Annotated in this window: 16 protein-coding genes; 12 read left to right on the top strand and 4 right to left on the bottom strand. The window is 62.2% G+C overall.

The annotated features are described in order from the left end of the window. The first annotated feature begins 17 nt into the window (after nt 1–17). The 4 genes from ACJ8J1_RS10770 (at nt 18) to ppnP (ending at nt 4,359) form a co-directional block, all read left to right on the top strand. A complete protein-coding gene (locus ACJ8J1_RS10770; protein ID WP_047572472.1) occupies nt 18–1,796 on the top strand; it encodes a type I secretion system permease/ATPase in 1,779 nt (592 codons plus the stop codon). After that, nucleotides 1,793–3,124, top strand: coding sequence for an HlyD family type I secretion periplasmic adaptor subunit (locus ACJ8J1_RS10775; protein ID WP_033642040.1), 1,332 nt, complete (start codon nt 1,793–1,795; stop codon nt 3,122–3,124). The genes ACJ8J1_RS10770 and ACJ8J1_RS10775 overlap by 4 nt, the downstream gene beginning before the upstream one ends. 2 nt (nt 3,125–3,126) lie before the next feature. After that, nucleotides 3,127–3,918, top strand: coding sequence for an energy transducer TonB (locus ACJ8J1_RS10780; RefSeq protein WP_033642041.1), 792 nt, complete (start codon nt 3,127–3,129; stop codon nt 3,916–3,918). 150 nt (nt 3,919–4,068) lie between these two features. Then, on the top strand, nt 4,069–4,359 hold the full coding sequence (gene ppnP / locus ACJ8J1_RS10785; RefSeq protein WP_004940463.1) for a pyrimidine/purine nucleoside phosphorylase: 291 nt from the start codon (nt 4,069–4,071) through the stop codon (nt 4,357–4,359). A gap of 65 nt (nt 4,360–4,424) precedes the next feature. On the opposite strand, the gene rdgC is transcribed toward ppnP, so the two are convergent. Continuing rightward, entirely contained in the window at nt 4,425–5,336 is a 912-nt protein-coding gene (gene rdgC, locus ACJ8J1_RS10790) for a recombination-associated protein RdgC (RefSeq protein WP_004940461.1), read from the bottom strand. Nucleotides 5,337–5,552: 216 nt separating this feature from the next. Here rdgC and mak point away from each other — a divergent pair, with 216 nt between their 5' ends. The 3 genes from mak to ACJ8J1_RS10805 all read left to right on the top strand — a co-directional run bounded on the left by mak (nt 5,553) and on the right by ACJ8J1_RS10805 (nt 7,186). Further along, entirely contained in the window at nt 5,553–6,467 is a 915-nt protein-coding gene (gene mak / locus ACJ8J1_RS10795) for a fructokinase (protein WP_033642042.1), read from the top strand. A 102-nt stretch (nt 6,468–6,569) separates the two neighbouring features. Next, a complete protein-coding gene (locus tag ACJ8J1_RS10800) occupies nt 6,570–6,803 on the top strand; it encodes a type II toxin-antitoxin system Phd/YefM family antitoxin (protein WP_004940455.1) in 234 nt (77 codons plus the stop codon). Next, nucleotides 6,800–7,186 carry a type II toxin-antitoxin system VapC family toxin gene (locus tag ACJ8J1_RS10805; protein WP_033642043.1) on the top strand — a complete coding sequence of 129 codons (387 nt, stop codon included), beginning with the start codon at nt 6,800–6,802 and terminating at the stop codon, nt 7,184–7,186. Before ACJ8J1_RS10800 ends, ACJ8J1_RS10805 begins: the two co-directional genes overlap by 4 nt. On the opposite strand, the gene licT is transcribed toward ACJ8J1_RS10805, so the two are convergent. From licT to sbcD, 3 genes are all read right to left on the bottom strand, one after another. Then, nucleotides 7,183–8,031, bottom strand: a complete 849-nt coding sequence (licT, locus tag ACJ8J1_RS10810) for a BglG family transcription antiterminator LicT (RefSeq protein WP_033642044.1) — start codon at nt 8,029–8,031, stop codon at nt 7,183–7,185. The two genes, ACJ8J1_RS10805 and licT, sit on opposite strands and share 4 nt — an antisense overlap. A gap of 231 nt (nt 8,032–8,262) precedes the next feature. Then, nucleotides 8,263–11,514 carry an exonuclease subunit SbcC gene (gene sbcC, locus ACJ8J1_RS10815; protein WP_033642045.1) on the bottom strand — a complete coding sequence of 1,084 codons (3,252 nt, stop codon included), beginning with the start codon at nt 11,512–11,514 and terminating at the stop codon, nt 8,263–8,265. Beyond that, nucleotides 11,511–12,743, bottom strand: coding sequence for an exonuclease subunit SbcD (gene sbcD, locus ACJ8J1_RS10820; RefSeq protein WP_033642046.1), 1,233 nt, complete (start codon nt 12,741–12,743; stop codon nt 11,511–11,513). Before sbcD ends, sbcC begins: the two co-directional genes overlap by 4 nt. Before the next feature lie 215 nt (nt 12,744–12,958). On the opposite strand from sbcD, the gene phoB reads away from it, so the two are divergent. From phoB to proY, 5 genes are all read left to right on the top strand, one after another. After that, nucleotides 12,959–13,648: a phosphate response regulator transcription factor PhoB gene (gene phoB / locus ACJ8J1_RS10825; protein WP_004940438.1), complete on the top strand. Its 690-nt coding sequence runs from the start codon at nt 12,959–12,961 to the stop codon at nt 13,646–13,648. 24 nt (nt 13,649–13,672) lie between these two features. After that, nucleotides 13,673–14,989: a phosphate regulon sensor histidine kinase PhoR gene (gene phoR / locus ACJ8J1_RS10830; RefSeq protein ID WP_033642047.1), complete on the top strand. Its 1,317-nt coding sequence runs from the start codon at nt 13,673–13,675 to the stop codon at nt 14,987–14,989. 14 nt (nt 14,990–15,003) lie between these two features. Continuing rightward, nucleotides 15,004–15,966 carry a PstS family phosphate ABC transporter substrate-binding protein gene (locus ACJ8J1_RS10835; protein WP_033642048.1) on the top strand — a complete coding sequence of 321 codons (963 nt, stop codon included), beginning with the start codon at nt 15,004–15,006 and terminating at the stop codon, nt 15,964–15,966. Between the two features lie 484 nt (nt 15,967–16,450). Beyond that, entirely contained in the window at nt 16,451–17,767 is a 1,317-nt protein-coding gene (gene brnQ, locus ACJ8J1_RS10840) for a branched-chain amino acid transport system II carrier protein (RefSeq protein ID WP_021504688.1), read from the top strand. Nucleotides 17,768–17,840: 73 nt separating this feature from the next. Further along, complete coding sequence (gene proY / locus ACJ8J1_RS10845) at nt 17,841–19,247, top strand: proline-specific permease ProY (protein ID WP_033644203.1); 1,407 nt, start codon at nt 17,841–17,843, stop codon at nt 19,245–19,247. Nucleotides 19,248–19,266: the final 19 nt, after the last annotated feature.

A 19,266-nucleotide genomic window follows, 5' to 3' on the forward strand; every position in this document is an offset into this window, starting at 1 on the left:
AGCCGATGGAAAACGCCATGAAAAACGCCGTCAGGCGCGGAGAAGTGATGAGCGTGCTGGCCGCATACCGGCGCGGATTTTGGGGCATCGCGCTGTTTACCGCGGTGATCAACCTGCTGATGCTGGCCCCGGCGCTGTACATGCTGCAGGTCTACGATCGCGTGTTGCCGTCGGGCAACCGCATGACGCTGGCGATGCTGACCCTGATGGTGGTCGGCCTTTACCTGTTTATGGGGCTGCTGGAGTGGGTCCGCAGTCAGGTGGTGATCCGCCTCGGCGCCCAGATGGATATGCGCCTGAATCAGCGGGTCTACGACGCCGCCTTCGAAACCAATCTGAAAACCGGCAACCCGCTGGCGGGACAGGCGCTGAACGATCTGACCAACCTGCGCCAGTTCGCCACCGGCAATGCGCTGTTTGCGTTCTTCGATGCGCCCTGGTTCCCGGTTTATCTGCTGGTGGTGTTTCTGCTCCACCCCTGGCTTGGCGCGTTGGCCAGCGCCGGGGTAATCGTGCTGGTGCTGCTGGCCTGGCTCAATCAGCGGGTGTCGCAGGCGCCGCTCGCAGAGGCCGGCCGGGTCGCGCTGAGCGCCACGCAGCAGGCCAACGGCAACCTGCGCAACGCCGAAGCCATTGCCGCCATGGGGATGCTGACCGACTTGCGCCTGCGTTGGTTGCGGCAGCATCAGCAGTTCCTGCTGTTGCAGAACCGCGCCAGCGAGAAAATCGCCGCCGTCACCGCCTGGTCGAAAACCGTGCGGCTGGCGCTGCAGTCGCTGATGTTGGGCTGCGGCGCGCTGCTGGCGGTCAACGGCGACATTACGCCGGGCATGATGATCGCCGGATCGATCCTGATCGGCAGGGTGCTGGGGCCGATCGATCAGCTGATCGGCGCCTGGAAGCAGTGGTCGTCGGCGCGCCAGTCCCTGCAGCGGCTGGAGGTGATGCTGGCCGCCAACCCGCCGCAGGCGGCGAGCCTGCCGCTGCCGGCCCCCAATGGCACCTTGACCGTGAATCAGCTGGCCGCCAGCGCGCCCGGCGGGAGCGCACCGGTATTGCACGGCGTCAGTTTTCGTCTGGAGGCCGGTGAGGTACTGGGCGTCATTGGCGCATCCGGCTCCGGCAAAACGCTGCTGATGCGCCAACTGGTCGGCGCGTTGACGCCGCTCAGCGGCGACGTGCGGCTGGACGGCGCGGATATCCGGCAGTGGGATAAACAGCAGCTGGGGCCGCATATCGGCTATTTGCCACAGGATATCCAGCTGTTCGCCGGTACCCTGACGGAAAACATCGCCCGCTTTGGCCAGGTTGACGCCGAGAAGGTGGTGGCCGCCGCCGCGCTGGCCGGCGTGCACCAATTGATACTGCATTTGCCCAAAGGGTATGAAACTGAGCTGGGTGAGGGCGGCAGCGGCCTGTCCGGCGGCCAGCGTCAGCGCGTGGCGCTGGCGCGCGCGCTGTACGGTTCTCCGGCGTTGGTAGTGCTGGATGAACCGAATGCCAACCTCGATCGTGAAGGGGAAGAGGCGCTGCAGCGGGCGATCGAAGCGTTGAAGGCGCGCGGCACCACCATCGTGTTAGTGACTCACAAACCGGCGATCCTGGCGACCACCGACAAATTGCTGGTGCTGGCCGCTGGCCAGGTGCAGCACTTCGGCCCCAGTGACGCCATCCTGAAAAAGTTGCCTGGTTTTGCGCCCGCTGCCGTACCGGCCAACGTCGGCCGCAGCAGCGGTGGCTTCAACGTCAACTACGCCAACTTTGCCAAAACGGCCAGCGGTGAACGAAAAGTATGAGCAATCAGAGTGTGATCCCCGGCGATATCGACGCCCTTTCCCGGCAGTTCGACGAAGGGCGCCATCTGCGGCTCGGCGGCTGGCTGGTGCTGTTGGGGTTTGGCGGTTTCCTGCTGTGGGGGCTGTTGGCGCCGCTGGACAAAGGCGTACCGGTCTCCGGCAGCGTGGTGGTGGCCGGTAACCGCAAGGCGGTACAGCACCCGAGCGGCGGCGTGGTGTCGCAAATTCAGGTGCATGAAGGCGACCGGGTTCACGCCGGGCAGGTGCTGCTGCTGATGGATACCGTCGACAGCCGCACCCAGCGCGATGCGCTGCGCAGCCAGCAGTTGAGCAACGCCGCGCAGCGGGCGCGGCTGCAGGCCGAGCGCGACGGCCTGCAGGCGATCGCTTTCCCGGCATTGCTGCAAGCGCGGCGGGAGGAGCCGGAGGTGATGTCGTTGATGCTGTTGCAACAGCAGCTGTTCACCAGCCGCCGTGCGGCGTTGCAGAGCGAGCTGGCGGCGATCGCGGAGAGCATCGCCGGATCGCAGGCGATGCTGGAGGGGATCCGGCAGTCTTACGCCAGCAAACAGCGGCAAAAGGCCATGTTGCAGGAGCAGCTGGGCGGCATGCGCAAGCTGGCGGCGCAGGGGTATGTGGCGCGCAACCGGCTGTTGGATCTGGAAGGACAGTATGCGCAGATTGACGGCCAGGCATCCGAGGATACCGGCAATATCGGCCGCCTGGGGCGCCAGATCCTGGAGCTGAAGCTGCGGGCGATCCAGAGGCGGGAAGAGTATCAGAAAGAGGTCAGCAGCCAGCTGGCCGAGGTGCGGATGAAGCTGGACGAACTGGATAACCGCCTGGCCAAGGCGGAGGCCGATCTGGGCCATACGCAGGTGAAAGCGCCGGTGGCGGGCACCGTGGTGGGGCTGAGCGTGTTCACCGAAGGCGGCGTGATCGGCGCCGGTCAGCAGCTGATGGAGATCGTGCCCAGCGATCGGGGGCTGCAGGTGGAGGCGCGTATCCCGGTCGAGCTGATCGACAAGGTGCAGGTGGGATTGCCGGTCGAGCTGTTGTTCTCGGCGTTTAACCAAAGCACCACGCCGCGCGTCGAGGGCGAGGTGACGCTGGTCGGGGCCGATCGCCTGACCGACGAGAAAAGCGGCGCGCCCTATTACAGCGTGCGCGCCAAGGTCAGCGAAGCGGGGCTGCAACGCCTGAACGGGTTGGAGATCCGCCCGGGGATGCCGGTCGAAGGCTTCATCCGCACCGGCGAGCGTTCGATGATGAACTACCTGTTTAAACCGCTGACCGATCGCCTTCATCTGGCGCTGACGGAAGAGTGAGCATGTCGGTTTCGCCGCTGCCTTTCGCCGCGCCCGGCGCTGCCATGCCCTGGCGCCGTTGTCTGGTGCTGGTGCTGGCGCTGCATCTGCTGGGCGCGGCGTTGTTCTGGCCCTGGCGGGACAAGGCTGAGCCGCAGTGGGTGCCGCCGCCTGCGGCCATGGTGGTGATGGCCGCCGCACCGCAGGCTCCGGCTGAGGTAAAACAACCGCCGGGGCAAAGGACGCCTCCGCCTCAGGTTGAACCGCCGGCGCCCCCGGAGCCGTTGCCGGCGGTGAAAGTGCCTGAAGCCGCGCGGCCGAACATCGCCGTACCGCCGAAGCAGAAAAAACCGCCCAAACCGGTGAAGAAAAACCCGCCGCCCCGCACGCCGCCGCAGGAGAGAACGATCGCGCCGCCGAAGGTTCAGGAGCAAAGCGTCGGTGCGCCGCCGCCGGGCCGGGCGGATAAAACCGCCGCGCCGCAAACTCGCCTGACGCCCTATGCGCAGGCGGGGGAGGACAACTGGCGCAGCCGCATCAGCGGCCGCCTGAATCGCTTTAAACGTTACCCCAAAGACGCATTGCGGCTAAAGCGCCAGGGCGTCGGGCAGGTGCGTTTCACGTTGGACAGGCAGGGCCATGTGCTGGCGGTGACGCTGGTCAGCAGCGCCGGGCTGCCGTCGCTGGATCGCGAAATCCAGGCGCTGGTCAAACGCGCTTCGCCGCTGCCCACGCCGCCGGCGGATGCCTACGTCAACGGCACGGTGGAATTGACGTTGCCGATCGATTTCAGTTTGCGCGGCGCGGGTTTTTGACGCGGTGGTTTCATGCCGACGCCTGGGCGTTGTGCACGGTAACCTTTGCCTCTGCGCCGCGATCGCATTTCGCGCGAAAAACCAGTGACAGATCAACCGCAATCCCCCAATATGGATTTTCCATCAAGATGATTACGCGGGTGCCAGTCTATGCTGAAAGTGAATGAGTATTTTGCCGGAAAAGTGAAGTCTATCGGTTTTGACAGTAGCAGCATCGGTCTTACCAGCGTGGGCGTGATGGAAGAGGGCGAATACACCTTCTCCACCGCGCAGCCGGAAGAAATGACGGTGATCACCGGGGCGCTGAAAGTGCTGCTGCCGGGCGCGCCGGACTGGCAGGTGTTTACGCCGGGCGAGAAGTTCTTCGTGCCGGGGCACAGCGAGTTCAACCTGCAGGTGGCCGACGCGACCGCCTATCTGTGCCGCTATCTGAGCAAATAAATTTTGTTCGTTAGGGGAACGCAGGGCTCAGCGGATGCTGGGCCCTGGTCGTTTCTGAGGCGGGATTAACGCTGGGCTTCGCCGCCGAGCGCTTCGATGGTGTTTTTGATCAACGCCGCCAGCTCGCTGGTCATCAGGATAAAGTCGGCGTCAAAGCGCTGGGCGAAGTCATCGCGATCGATATCGTCGTTCTGCTCGCGCAGCGTGTCGGCGAACTTCAGGCGCTTGAGCGAGCCGTCGTCCGACAGCATCAGCTGAATGCGCTCCTGCCAATCCACCGCCAGCTTGGTCACCAGTTTGCCGGCTTCGATGTGCACCGCGATTTCGTCGCTGATCAGATTCTGTTTTTTGCAGCGGATCACGCCGCCTTCTTCCAGAATCGCTTTCAATTCCGCTTCATCCTGAATGGCGAAGCCGGCCGGCATCTCGCCGGAACGCACCCATTCGGTCAGCGTCAGTTCGATCGGGCTTTCCATCGTCAGCGGCACCACCGGCAGCGAACCGAGGCTTTTGCGCAGCAGCGCCAGCGTATCTTCGGCGCGTTTGGCGCTGGCGGCATCGACCATGATCAGATCGTTGACGGTGTCGATCCACATGAAAGTCTGGTTGAAGCGGCTGAATGCGCGCGGCAGCAGGCTGTGCAGCACTTCATCCTTCAACGCGTCCTTCTCGGTTTTCTTCAGTTTGCGGTGTTGTTCCGCCTCCAGGCGCTCAATCTTGGCCTGCAGCTCTTGCTTGATGACCGGCGACGGCAGGATTTTCTCTTCCTTGCGCGCGCAGATGACGATTTGGCCGTTGACCGCGTGCGTCAATGCATCGCTGTGCGAACCCATCGGGGAGACCCAGCCGGTCTTCGCCATGTCCTGGCTGCCGCACGGCGTGAAGGCGAACGCGCTGAGTTGTTTTTCCATTTCATCCGCGTTTAACGCCACTTCGCGGCTCAAACGGTAAACCATCAAATTCTTAAACCACAGCATAATGTTATCCCTGGCTGGGCGTGCGTTCGGCACGCTGATTCGTCAAAAGCAGGGCGGCATGATAACGAATTGACGCTGAAAAATCGCCCCATTCTCTCTGAATTGCGTCGCTTTACGCAGCGAGAAAGGATGCGACGGAGGGTGGGAAACAGGTGATTCATTCGCGCGCTTACATTAGGCTGTGGCAACGCTGCGCGGCATCGAGGAGAAAAATACGTGCGCATTGGCATCGATTTGGGTGGAACGAAAATTGAAGTGATTGCGTTGGCGGACGACGGGCGGGAGCTGTTTCGCCATCGTATCGCCACGCCGCGCCATGACTACCGGCAAACTCTGGCGGCGATCGCCGGGCTGGTGAAACTGGCCGAGGATCATACCGGCGAACAGGGATCGGTCGGGATCGGCATTCCCGGCACGCTGTCGCCGTTTACCGGGCGGGTGAAAAACGCCAACTCGGTATGGCTCAACGGCCAACCGTTGGACAAGGATCTGTCGGCGCTGTTGGCGCGCGAGGTGCGTATCGCCAACGACGCCAACTGCCTGGCGGTGTCGGAAGCTACCGACGGCGCAGGCGCCGGCGCGCAAACCGTGTTTGCGGTCATTATCGGCACCGGCTGCGGCGCCGGCGTGGCGCTGAACAGCCAGGCGCATGCCGGCGGCAACGGCATCGCCGGTGAATGGGGGCACAATCCGCTGCCGTGGCAGGATGACGATGAGCTGCGTTACGCCCGCGAAGTGCCGTGTTACTGCGGCAAGCCGGGTTGCATCGAAACCTTTGTTTCCGGCACCGGTTTCGCCACCGACTATGCGCGCCTGAGCGGCAATGCGCTGCAAGGGCATGAGATCATGGCGCTGAGCGAGCGGGGCGATGCGTTGGCGGAGCAGGCGATTGGCCGCTACGAAATGCGGCTGGCGAAATCGCTGGCGCACGTGATCAACATGCTGGATCCGGATGTGGTGGTGCTCGGCGGCGGTATGAGCAACGTGGATCGTCTGTATCGCACGGTGCCGCAACTGGTGAAAGGCTGGGTGTTCGGCGGCGAGTGTGAAACGCCGATCCGCAAGGCCGTTCACGGCGACTCCAGCGGCGTGCGCGGTGCGGCCTGGCTGTGGCCGCAACAGCAGGGCTAAGCGTTGCAACAAAGCGCGAGGCTGCTCGCGCTTTAAACCCTTCACTGTACAAAAACTGGACGGCGCTTTATGCTTTAGCTAACTTAGCTAAGGAGGACGCGTATGCCGATTCAGGCCAATATGCACGAAGCCAAATCCAATCTGAGCCAGTTGGCGGACAGAGCCGCGGAGGGAGAAACCGTGATTATTGCAAAAGCAGGGAAGCCGTACGTACAGCTGGTCGCCATCAAGGGGGAAGCGCGCCGCCCTGGCGCCGCCAAGGGCAGGTTCACCGTGCCGGCGGATTTCAACGCCGGGGATGCGGCCATTGCGGCGTTGTTTGAGGGCGATGAATGAAGCGCCTGTTGCTGGATACCCACGCGTTGCTGTGGTGGCTGATCGACGACGCCTGCCTGGGCGTGAACGCCAAAAGGCAGATCGCCGATCCGGGCAATGCGGTGTACGTCAGCGCGGCCAGCATTTGGGAGATCTCGATCAAGCAGGCGCTGGGCAAACTGGCGCTGCCGGAAGACATCTTTGCGATCATCGAGGCCGAGGATTTTCTGTCGTTGCCGATGGACGCCTTTCACTGCCAACAGGCCGGGCAGCTGCCGCCCTATCATCAGGATCCTTTCGATCGCATGCTGATCGCACAGGCGCAGGCCGAGGGGCTGACGCTGATCTCCGCCGACGCGGTGTTTCCGCAGTACGGCGTGCGGGTGGCGGACGCCCGCCGTTAAGCCGGCTTTTCCTCGCTTTCGCTGCGCACCCGTTCGATATGAATGGTCAGAAACATCATCTCTTCCGTGGTGAGTTGATGCTGATAGTGCTTTTCGATGTGGCGGTTGATCTTACCGGCGCAGGCGAATGACTCGGGGTACTTCTCTTTCACCACCTGATACAGCGAATCGTCGTCGCTGTCGACGTAGTTTTTCCCCAGCAGCCGTTGGGCGAAAAATTTCAAGTGGGTGACGAACCGGTGGTAGCTCAGGGATTCCTCGTTGTAATCAAAGCGGAAATGGTACTTGACCAGGTTGAGGATCTCTTGCATCACGCGGGTAATGTGCAGCGTGTTGTGCATCTCGTCGTTAAGCTGAGCGTTGACCAGGTGCAGGGCGATAAATCCGGCTTCGTCCTCCGGCAACACGGTATCCAGCCGCTGTGCGATCAGGGCCAGCGCCTCCAGCCCGACGGCGAATTCGGCCGGATAGAGTTTTTTAATCTCCCACAGCAGCGCATTCTTGATATCCAGCCCTTGCGCATGGCGCTGCAGGGCGAAGTGGATGTGATCGGTCAGCGTGATGTAGACGATGTTATGCAGCTTGCCCGGCAGGCGTTCGCGGGCGAGGGTGATGATTCTGTCGGCGGTGGTGACGCAGGCCAATGGGATCTCGGCGAGCAGCTCTTTATAGCGCTCGGCGATTTCTCCGCCGTTATGGGTGAAGACCTTTTCGATCAGGCTTTCGTCCAGCGTATCGCCGGGCTTCTTTTTAAAGCCGATTCCTTTTCCCATCACCACCGTCTCTGCCTGACGGTCGTCCAGCGTAATCACCACGTTATTATTGAGTATTTTAGCGATTTTCATGGTTTTTCCCGGTGTTTCAGCATCCTGAAAACGAAAAAACCTGACGCCCGGAAGCGATCCCGGGCGTCAGGTTTTGCCTGTATTTTATCTTTCTGCCCTGCGGCCTGAGCGGCGGAGGGGATACAGTAACAATCCTGTTATGCTGGCATAATAACCCGTGCCTGCCGCGGCTCAACGCTTTTCACCGCGGAGTGCCGCCGCGGTCACACTTCTGCGCCGCAAGCCGCGGGATCATTCCAGCCTGAAGTGCGCTTCCAGCCGGCTGACGCCGAGCCCGTTGACCTTTTTCACCTTGATCTGCACTGGAATGCGTTCTTTCATCGCCTCGACGTGGCTGATCACGCCGATGGTTTTGCCGGAGGCGTTCAGGCTGTCCAGCGCATCCAGCGCGGTGTCGAGGGTTTCGGCGTCCAGCGTGCCGAAGCCTTCATCGAGGAACAGCGAGTCGATGCTGGTTTTATGGCTGACCAGATCGGACAACGCCAGCGCCAACGCCAGGCTGACCAGGAAGCTCTCGCCGCCGGACAGGGTGCGGGTATCGCGCAGCGCGTCCGCCTGCCAGGTGTCCACCACCTGCAGCTCCAGCGCGTCGCTGGTTTTGCGCTGCAGCAGGTAGCGCCCGTGCAGCCGGCCGAGCTGCCGGTTGGCCAGATAGACCAGATGATCGAGCGTCAGCCCCTGAGCGAAACGGCGGAACTTGTCGCCTTCTTTCGAGCCGATCAGCTGGTTGAGGTAGCTCCAGTCGTCGTAGTCTTGCTGGCTGCGGGCGATTTGCTCGAACAGCGCCTGTTGATTGAGACGACGGGCGGCGTCGCTTTCCAGCTGGTTGCGCAGTTCGCCCTGGCTCAGCTGCAGCGCCTTCAACTGCTGTGCCAGCTCGGCCAGCGATTGAGTGAGCGCATCGATATCCGCATTGGCCTCATCCAGCCCTTCAGGACGGCACTGCCGATGCTGCTCCAGCGTTTGCGTCGCCTGTGTCAGCAGGGCGGCGGCCTCCACCTGCCGCTGTTGCAGCCGCTCTTTGCGCTGCTGCAATTCGCGACGCAGGGCGTCGTCCAGCAGCGCGGCGGCGAAGGCGGTTTCATCGGCGAACTCGCTGTCGGCCAGCGCCTGCTGCCACTGCTGCTGCGCCTGCTGCAGCCGCTCCTGCATCTGGGTGAGCTGTTGTTGCAGCCCGGCCTGCTGGCCGGCCAGGCGTTCGCGCAGTTCCTGCGCCTTTTGCCACTGCTCGGCGGCCTGAACGCTGGCCTGTTCGCAGGCGATTTGTTTGGCGCGCAGCTGTTCGCGCACCTGAGCCACCTGCTGTTCGCCGAACAGCGCCAGCCGCTGCGCACGTCGTTCAGCGAGGGTTTTCTCGCCTTCTTGCCAGCGTTGTTGCAGCTCTTGCTGCTGTTGCAGGCTGTCGGCGTGGGCTTTATGCAGCAGCGTAAAGCGTTCTTCGAGCAACGCCAGCTGTTGCTGCGTCTGCTGCTGCTGCGCTTGCAGAGCGGTGAGCGCGTCTTTCGCCTGCTGTACCGCCTGCGCCGCCTGTTCATGCTGCTGCAGCGCCTGTTGCCCGCACCGCTCTTCGTCGTCGCAGCCGTTCAGCCAGGCGCTGAGTTGCTCGCCATCCGCCAACGTAAAGTCGAACGCCAGCGGTGCGCTGAGCTGCCGCCACTGCTGCTGTTGGGCAGCCAGCTGCTGTTCATCCTGCGCGATGGTTTGCTGTTGGCGCTGTTGTTGTTCCTGCAGGCCTTCGCAGCGGGTACGCAGCTCGGTGCCCTGGGTTTGCAGTTTCTCGGCGAGGGTACGCATCTCGACCAAACGCTGTTCCGTGGCCGAAGGCTGCACCGCCTGATACTGCTCTACCGCCGGATGGCTGGTGGAACCGCACAGCGGGCAGGGGGCACCGTTCTGCAGCAGGGCGCGCTCCGCCTCCAGACTGACGATGCGTTTTTCCAGTTCGTGGATCCGCTCCACTTCCTGCAGCTGCGCCTTGTGCTGTTTGAATTGCTGACGCGCGTTCTCCAGCTGTTGTTGCAACCCGGCGAGCTGCGTTTGCCGCTCGGCATGCTCCGCCTGTTGCCGGGCCAGACGCTCGCGAGTCTGACGGTGAAGGGATGTCAGAGTAAACAGCTGCTGGCGCGTTGGGCGCAGGTCTGCCAGGGCGCTCAGGCGCTGGCGCAGCGGGGCCAGCGGCGTTTTCGCCTCCAGTGCCTGCTGCTGTTGCTGTTGAACGGCCAGCGCTTCGCTCAGCGCGCTCAGTTGCTGCTGATGCTGTGCGGCCTGCGTCGTCAGTTGGTGGCGTTGGACGGTGAGTTGCTCCAGCGCGGTCTGTTGTTTAGCGCACTGCTGCGCGGCGGCATCGCCGGCCTGTCGCCGCTCGGCCTGGGTCGATAGCAGTTGGGCTATTTGGTGATCGAGCGGGGCGACCTGCTCGTCGATCAGCTGTTGCTGTTGCCGCATATGCTCGGCATGGGTTTGCTGCGCCTGGCGGGTTTTCTCCACCGCCTGCTGCAGCGGCGCCAACTGAGCCGAGTGTTGTTCCTGTTGCTGCGTCAGCTGAGCTGCCTGCTGTTGTATCGTTTGCAGCTCGGCGCGGCAGCGATCGCGTTCGCCGCGCAGCGGCCGCAATTTCTCGGCCGGTTCGCTGAGCGCCAGCCGCTGCAGCTGCGGGGCGGCCTCGGCCTGCTCGCGCTGGGCGGTTTCCAGCCGCAGCTGACCCTCGCTTTGCTGTTGCCGGAGGCGTTGCCATTGCTGCAGCCAGCTCAGCGCCTGTTGCTGTTGCTGGGTTTGCTCGCCGAGGGTGATTTCCTGCGCGCTCAGCGCCGTCAGCTGTTCGCTCAAGGAGTGGCGCTGCTCGTCGTTCAGCAGCTCGATGCCGCTGGCGCGCTGGTGCAACCCATCCAGGTCGGTTTTGGCCAGCTTGTGCGACTCGAACACCTGTTCGGACAGTCGCCCGTAGATTTCGGTGCCGGTCAGCTCTTCCAACAGCTCGGCGCGATCGTTGGCGTCGGCGTTGAGGAACGCGGCGAACTGCCCCTGAGACAGCATCATCGATTTGGTGAAGCGGCCGAAGTCCAGCCCGGTGATGGCAGCGGTGATCTCCAGCTTGTCGCGCACCTTATCCGCCAGGATCTTGCCGTCCTCGCGGCGCGCCAGTTCGACCTTCGGCGCCTGCAAATTGCCGTCCGGCGCATTTTTGGCGCGGCGCTGGCTCCAGAAGGCGCGATAGCCGACGCCCTTGACCTCGAATTCGACCTCCGCCAGCGATTCGGCGGTGTGGCGGGTCATCAGTTCATTCTGGCTCGGCGTGACGTTGAGGCGCGGCGTCTGGTGGTACAGCGCCAGGCAGATGGCGTCCAGCAGGGTGGTTTTGCCTGCGCCGGTCGGGCCGGTAATGGCGAACAGGCCGTTGCTGGCGAACGGCTCGGCGGTGAAGTCAATTTTCCATTCGCCCTGCAGCGAATTGAGGTTTTTTAACCGCAGGCTGAGGATCTTCATGGGTTGGTCTCCTCTGCGTTGTGCTGCACTGCATCGACCACCTGGCGGAACATCTGGCGCATCCGCCGTTGGCGCGCTTCGGGCATGTCGGCCTCCTGCGCCAGGCGCCGTTCGAACACCTCGTTGACGCTCAGCTCGTTCAGCGTTTCTTTGTCCTGCTGCGCGATCGCCTGGCGGCGTTGCTCTTTGCTGCGCCGCAGCAGCACCACTTCCACCGGCAGCTCATCCGCCATCAGCTGGATGCGGCGTTGGATATCGCTGAGGTAGTCCTGCGTCGCCACTTCGATATCCAGCCACACCGGCAGCTCGCCGGCATAGTCGGCAAATTGTTGCAGCTGCCGTTCGATCTCGGCCAGATCGCCTTTGATCAGCTGCATGGGCTGGAACTGCGGGATCGTTAAAGCGTCTACCTGCTGCAGGGCGCCGTCGGCGAAATCGACCAGGAAGACGCTTTTGGCTTTGCCCAGTTCATCGAAGCTGAGCGGGATCGGCGAGCCGCTATAGCGAATATGTTCCGACTTGGCGACGTTCTGCGCGCGGTGAATGTGGCCGAGCGCGATGTAATCGGCGGGCGGGAAGGCCTGTGCCGGGAAGGCGTCGAGGGTGCCGATATAGATGTCGCGCACCGAGTCGGAGGTGGTGACGCCGACGGTGGTCAGGTGGCCGGTGGCGACGATCGGCAGCGGCAAGCCCAGCTGGTTGCGGCGCTCGCAGGCCGCCTGATACAGCGTCTGATAATGTTCGGCGATGGCTTCCTGCAGCGCCTGCTGTTTCTGTACGCCGGATTCGCCGGCGCGGCTGGTGAGCAGATCGCGCGGCCGCAGGAACGGAATGGCGCACAGCACCGCGCCCGGCTGGCCGTCGCGCCGGTTCAGCACCACGATTTGCTGTTCCGGGGCGCCTTGCGCGCTGGCGATCACCGTGGTGTTCAGGCAGGAGAGCAGCTCCCGCGATTCGTTCAGCGTCGCTACCGAGTCGTGGTTGCCGCCCAGCACCACCAACTGGCAGCCGGTGCGCTGCAGTTCCACCACGAAGCGGTTGTACAGCTCGCGGGCATAGCTGGGCGGTGAGCCGGTATCGAACAGATCCCCGGCGACGATCAGCGCATCCACCTGTTGCTGTTCGATCTGTTCGATCAGCCAGTTCAGAAAAGCCTGGTGCTCGGCGGCGCGGCTTTTGGTGAAAAAGTACTGGCCAAGGTGCCAGTCAGAGGTGTGGATCAGGCGCATGACACTCCCGGATGCAAAGATAATGGCGATGATTATAAAGGCCGCGGCGGCGGCTGTCCTGGCGCAATGATGATGACAACCGGATGATTTTTCTTTACTGCGGGAAATAATCGCTATGCTTACTGCCTATAACAGCCGGTTTTTTTCATAAAAGTGTCACAAAACTGACGCATAATGGCGCCCGAAAAGTCGCTAACACATTGGCAGGATTGACGATGGCAAGACGCATACTGGTGGTGGAAGACGAAGCGCCGATCCGTGAGATGGTGTGCTTTGTGTTGGAACAAAATGGTTACCAACCGTTGGAAGCCGAGGATTATGACAGCGCCGTGACGCGTCTGTCTGAGCCGTTCCCTGATTTGGTGTTGCTTGACTGGATGTTGCCCGGGGGTTCCGGCATTCAGTTTATCAAACATATGAAGCGCGAAGCGCTGACCCGCGATATCCCGGTGATGATGTTGACCGCGCGCGGCGAAGAAGAAGACCGGGTGCGCGGCCTGGAAGTGGGGGCGGATGATTACATCACCAAGCCGTTCTCGCCCAAGGAGCTGGTGGCGCGCATCAAGGCGGTCATGCGCCGCATTTCACCGATGGCGGTGGAGGAGGTGATTGAAATGCAAGGGCTGAGCCTGGACCCGTCCTCCCACCGCGTGATGGCGAACGATCAGGCGCTGGACATGGGGCCGACCGAGTTCAAGCTGCTGCACTTCTTTATGACCCACCCGGAGCGGGTTTATAGCCGTGAGCAGTTGCTTAATCACGTCTGGGGCACTAACGTTTATGTGGAAGACCGTACCGTTGACGTGCATATCCGTCGGCTCCGCAAGGCGTTAGAAACCAGTGGGCATGATAAAATGGTTCAAACCGTTCGGGGCACCGGCTACCGGTTCTCAACGCGCTACTGATCGCGCTGCGCTGGAGAATATGCCGTGTTAGAACGTCTGTCGTGGAAGAGGCTGGCTCTGGAGCTGGCTCTTTTTTGTTTGCCCGCCTTACTGCTGGGGCTGATTTTCGGTTATCTGCCCTGGTTCCTGCTGGCCTCCGCGCTGGCTGCGCTGGTGTGGAATTTCTACAACCAGCTCAAACTCTCCCATTGGCTGTGGATCGACCGCAGCATGACGCCGCCGCCCGGCCGCTGGAGCTGGGAGCCGCTGTTTTATGGCCTGTATCAGATGCAGCAGCGCAACCGCCGCCGCCGGCGCGAGCTGGCGCTGCTTATCAAGCGCTTTCGCAGCGGAGCCGAATCGCTGCCTGACGCGGTGGTGATGACCACCGTCGAGGGCAACATCTTCTGGTGCAACGGGCTGGCGCAGCATCTGCTCGGCTTCCGCTGGCCGGAAGACAACGGCCAGCACATCCTTAACCTGCTGCGTTATCCGGAATTCAGCCACTATCTGCAACAGCAGGAGTTTTCGCGTCCGCTGACGCTGCAGTTGAACAACGAACACTACGTCGAATTCCGCGTGATGCCGTATTCCGAAGGGCAGTTGCTGATGGTGGCGCGCGACGTCACCCAGATGCGCCAGCTGGAGGGCGCGCGGCGCAACTTCTTCGCCAACGTCAGCCATGAGCTGCGCACGCCGCTGACGGTGCTGCAGGGCTACCTGGAGATGATGGGCGACGAAGAGCAGGACGGTTCGCTGCGCAGCAAGGCGCTCAGCACCATGCAAGAGCAGACCCGCCGGATGGACGGGCTGGTCAAGCAACTGCTGACGCTGTCGCGCATCGAGGCGGCGCCCAATGTCGACATGAACGAGCGGGTGGATATCCCGCTGATGCTGCGGGTGTTGCAGCGCGAGGCGCAATCGCTGAGCGGCGGCAATCATGAGATCACCTTCCGGGTTAACGAGCAGCTCAACGTGTTCGGCAATGAAGACCAGTTGCGCAGCGCGGTGTCTAACCTGGTGTACAACGCGGTCAACCACACGCCGAAGGGCACCCATATCGAAGTGAGCTGGCAACAGACGGCGCAGGGCGCGCAGTTCCAGGTCAGCGACAACGGGCCGGGCATCGCCGCCGAACACCTTCCGCGCCTGACCGAGCGTTTTTACCGCGTCGACAAGGCCCGCTCGCGCCAGACCGGCGGCAGCGGGCTGGGGCTGGCGATCGTCAAGCACGCGCTCAGCCATCACGACGCGCGGCTGGAGATCCTCAGCGAACCGGGGATCGGCACCCGCTTTATCTTTACCTTGCCCAATCGGTTGATTGTTCCCGCCGCTTTATCAGAGAATGCGGTGAAAAATTAACGCGAGACACCGGTATGACCCGAATAACCCGAGGGCTGTTGCTTTGCCTGGCGCTGCTGGCCGGACGCGGCGCGCTGGCGCAGCCTGACGGCATGTTGGCGGGCAACCTGTCCAGCGTCGGTTCCGACACGCTGGCGAATCTGATGGCGCTGTGGGCGCAGGATTTCAGCCAGCATTATCCCAACGTCAACCTGCAGATCCAGGCCGCCGGCTCCTCGACCGCGCCGACCGCCTTGGCCGCGGGCGCCGCGCAGCTCGGCCCGATGAGCCGGCCGATGAAGGCGGCCGAGATCTCGGCATTCGAACACCGTTACGGCTATGCGCCGCTGGCGGTGCCGGTAGCGGTGGATGCGCTGGTGGTATTGGTGCATCAGGATAATCCGCTGCGCGGCCTCAACCTGCGGCAGCTCGACCGCATTTTCTCCGCCACCCGGCGCTGCGGCGAAAGCCAGCCGCTGACGCGCTGGGGCGAGCTGGGTCTGCGCGGCGACTGGGCGTCGCGTTCGCTGCAGCGCTTTGGCCGCAACTCGGCGTCCGGCACCTATGGCTACTTCAAACTGCGCGCGCTGTGCGGCGGCGATTTCATGCCGCGCGTCAATGAGCTGCCCGGCTCGGCCTCGGTGGTGCAGGCGGTGGCCGGTTCGCTCAACGGCATCGGCTACGCCAGCATCGGCTTTCGCGCCAGCGGCGTGCGGCTGCTGCCATTGGCGGAATCGGGAGAGGACTATGTCGCGCCTACCGCCGCCAACGTGCGCAACGATCGCTACCCGCTGTCGCGCTATCTGTATATCTACATCAACAAAGCCCCCCATCAACCGCTGGAGCCACTGACCGCCGCGTTCCTCGATCGCGTGCTGTCGACACCAGGCCAAAGCCTGGTCAACCACGACGGCTATCTGCCGCTGCCGCCGGCCACCCTGCAGAAGACCCGTCAGGCGCTGGGGTTGCCACCGCTCGCGCCGGTCATGGCGCAATAAGCGACAAAAAACGGCGTAATTTTCACCTTTTTTTATGGCGAAACGAAGCTCATACCACGCGAAAATCGGCTTTTTATTGGCGATTTCGAGCGGTAAAGCGATATATGCTTCACGTTTTGTGAATTCATTGTTCAAAAATGATACAAATCATGTAGTGTATATTTATTGATAGCCAATATGATCGACTGGTGGCTAAAGTTTATATGGTCGATAGCTCTGCTTTTCGCCGTGCGTCTTGCCTTGAAGCGCTATAAACGTTTACCTTAGCCTTCGTTGTCGGATTAAACCTCCATTTTTATAACTCCTAAAATTTTGCCCATCTTTATGAGCGGCCACTTTCGAATAGGGACATAAACGCCGGATCGACTGCGTTTAGGGTGCTTATTTGGCGCGGCGACGATCGGGCATGCCGGCAACCGGGTGGGGCGTCACGCCACCACGCTATCGGACCCTTTTTTTATTTGAACAGGCAACACGACATCGTATGAGTCATCGTTTAACGTCAAAAGATATCCTGGCACTGGGCTTTATGACCTTTGCCTTATTCGTCGGGGCCGGGAACATCATCTTCCCGCCGATGGTCGGTTTGCAGTCCGGTGAACACGTCTGGACTGCGGCGCTGGGCTTCCTGATCACCGCCGTGGGCCTGCCGGTCATCACCGTCATCGCGCTGGCGCGCGTCGGCGGCGGCATCGACGCCCTCAGTTCGCCAATCGGCCGCGGCGCCGGCTTGCTGCTGGCGACCGTCTGCTACCTGGCCGTCGGCCCGTTGTTCGCGACGCCGCGTACCGCCACCGTGTCCTTCGAAGTGGGCATCGCCCCGCTGACCGGCGACGGCGCCATGCCGCTGTTCATCTACAGCCTGGTGTACTTCGCGCTGGTGATCGGCATCTCTCTGTATCCGGGCCGCCTGCTCGATACCGTCGGCCATGTGCTGGCGCCGCTGAAGATCGTCGCGCTGGCCGTACTGGGCATCGCCGCGCTGCTGTGGCCTGCCGGTGCGCCGATTCCGGCGACGACGGCTTATCAGAGCGTGCCTTTCTCCTCCGGCTTCGTTAACGGCTATCTGACCATGGATACGCTGGGCGCGCTGGTGTTCGGCATCGTTATCGTCAACGCGGCGCGTTCGCGCGGCGTGAAAGACGCCGGTTTGTTGACCCGCTACACCATTCTGGCCGGTTTGATCGCCGGCGTGGGCCTGACGCTGGTGTACCTGAGCCTGTTCAAACTGGGTTCCGGCAGCGGCGCGCTGGTGCCGGACGCCACCAACGGCGCGGTGATCCTGCACGCTTACGTTCAGAACACCTTTGGCGGCCTCGGCAGCTTCTTCCTGGCGGCGCTGATCTTCATCGCCTGCATGGTGACCGCGGTGGGCCTGACCTGCGCCTGCGCCGAGTTCTTCGCGCAATACCTGCCGTTCTCGTACAAGACGCTGGTGTTTATTCTGGGCCTGTTCTCGATGGTGGTATCCAACCTCGGCCTGAGCCACCTGATCCAGATCTCCATTCCGGTGCTGACCGCGATTTACCCGCCGTGCATCGTGCTGGTGGTGCTGAGCTTCACCCTGCGTTGGTGGCACAGCGCGCCGCGCATCATCGCGCCGGTGATGCTTGTCAGCCTGTTGTTTGGTATCCTTGACGCGGTGAAAGCGTCCAGCTTCCAGCAGCTGCTGCCGGCCTGGACCACTCACCTGCCGCTGGCGGAGCAGGGGTTGGCATGGTTGCCGCCTTCGCTGCTGATGCTGGCGCTGGTCGCGATTTATGATCGGGTGTGCACGCGTTCCCAAGTGACCGCGCACTGATAATCCCCCGGCTTAATCTAGGGCCACGGACATGTCCGTGGCTTTTTTACGTTTAAAACTATGGGTCATTTTCATGCAACAACAGTCACCCACCACTGTCCCCGACAATAAGCTGAAACGCGGCCTCAGTACGCGTCATATCCGCTTTATGGCGTTGGGGTCGGCCATCGGCACCGGCTTGTTCTACGGCTCGGCGGACGCCATCAAAATGGCCGGCCCGAGCGTGCTGCTGGCTTACCTGATCGGCGGCATCGTGGCCTTCATCATCATGCGTGCACTGGGGGAGATGTCGGTCAACAACCCACAGGCCAGTTCGTTTTCCCGCTACGCGCAGGACTACCTCGGCCCGATGGCGGGTTACATCACCGGCTGGACCTACTGCTTTGAGATCCTGATCGTCGCCATCGCCGACGTGACCGCCTTCGGCATTTATATGGGGGTCTGGTTCCCGGAAGTGCCGCACTGGATCTGGGTGCTGAGCGTGGTGCTGATCATCGGCGCCATCAACCTGATGAGCGTCAAGGTGTTCGGCGAGCTCGAGTTCTGGTTCTCGTTCTTCAAGGTTGCCACCATCATCATCATGATCGCGGCCGGCATCGGCATCATCATCTGGGGCATCGGCAACGGCGGGCAACCGACCGGCATTCATAACCTGTGGTCGAACGGCGGCTTCTTCAGCAACGGCTTTATCGGCATGATCCTGTCGCTGCAGCTGGTGATGTTCGCTTACGGCGGCATTGAAATCATCGGCATCACCGCCGGCGAAGCCAAGGATCCGAAAAAATCGATTCCGAAAGCCATCAACTCGGTGCCGTGGCGCATTCTGGTGTTCTACGTCGGCACGCTGTTCGTCATCATGTCTATCTACCCGTGGAACCAGGTGGGCACCAACGGCAGCCCGTTCGTGCTGACTTTCCAGCATATGGGCATCACCGTGGCGGCGGGCATCCTCAACTTCGTGGTGATCACCGCTTCGCTGTCGGCGATCAACAGCGACGTGTTCGGCGTCGGCCGCATGCTGCACGGCATGGCCGAGCAGGGCCATGCGCCGAAGATGTTCAGCAAGGTGTCGAAACGCGGCATTCCCTGGGTGACGGTGGTCGTGATGATGCTGGCGCTACTGCTGGCGGTATACCTCAACTACATCATGCCGGAGAGCGTGTTCCTGGTGATCGCCTCCCTGGCGACTTTCGCCACCGTGTGGGTGTGGATCATGATCCTGTTCTCGCAAATCGCCTTCCGCCGCAGCCTGAGCAAAGAGCAGGTGAAGCAGCTGGCGTTCCCGCTGCGCGGCGGGGTGTTTACCTCGGTGCTGGCGATCGTGTTCCTGGTGTTCATCATCGGCCTGATCGGCTACTTCCCGACCACGCGCGTCTCGCTGTACGCCGGCCTGGTCTGGGTGGTGTTGCTGCTGGCGGGGTACTGGTTCAAGGTCAACCGTCAGAAAAAACGCGCGCTGCTGGCGACGCAGCAAGACTAAATGGAAAAACACCGGCTGA

Source organism: Serratia sp. CY37869, from assembly GCF_052168895.1.
GTDB classification, from domain to species: Bacteria; Pseudomonadota; Gammaproteobacteria; order Enterobacterales; family Enterobacteriaceae; genus Serratia; species Serratia ureilytica.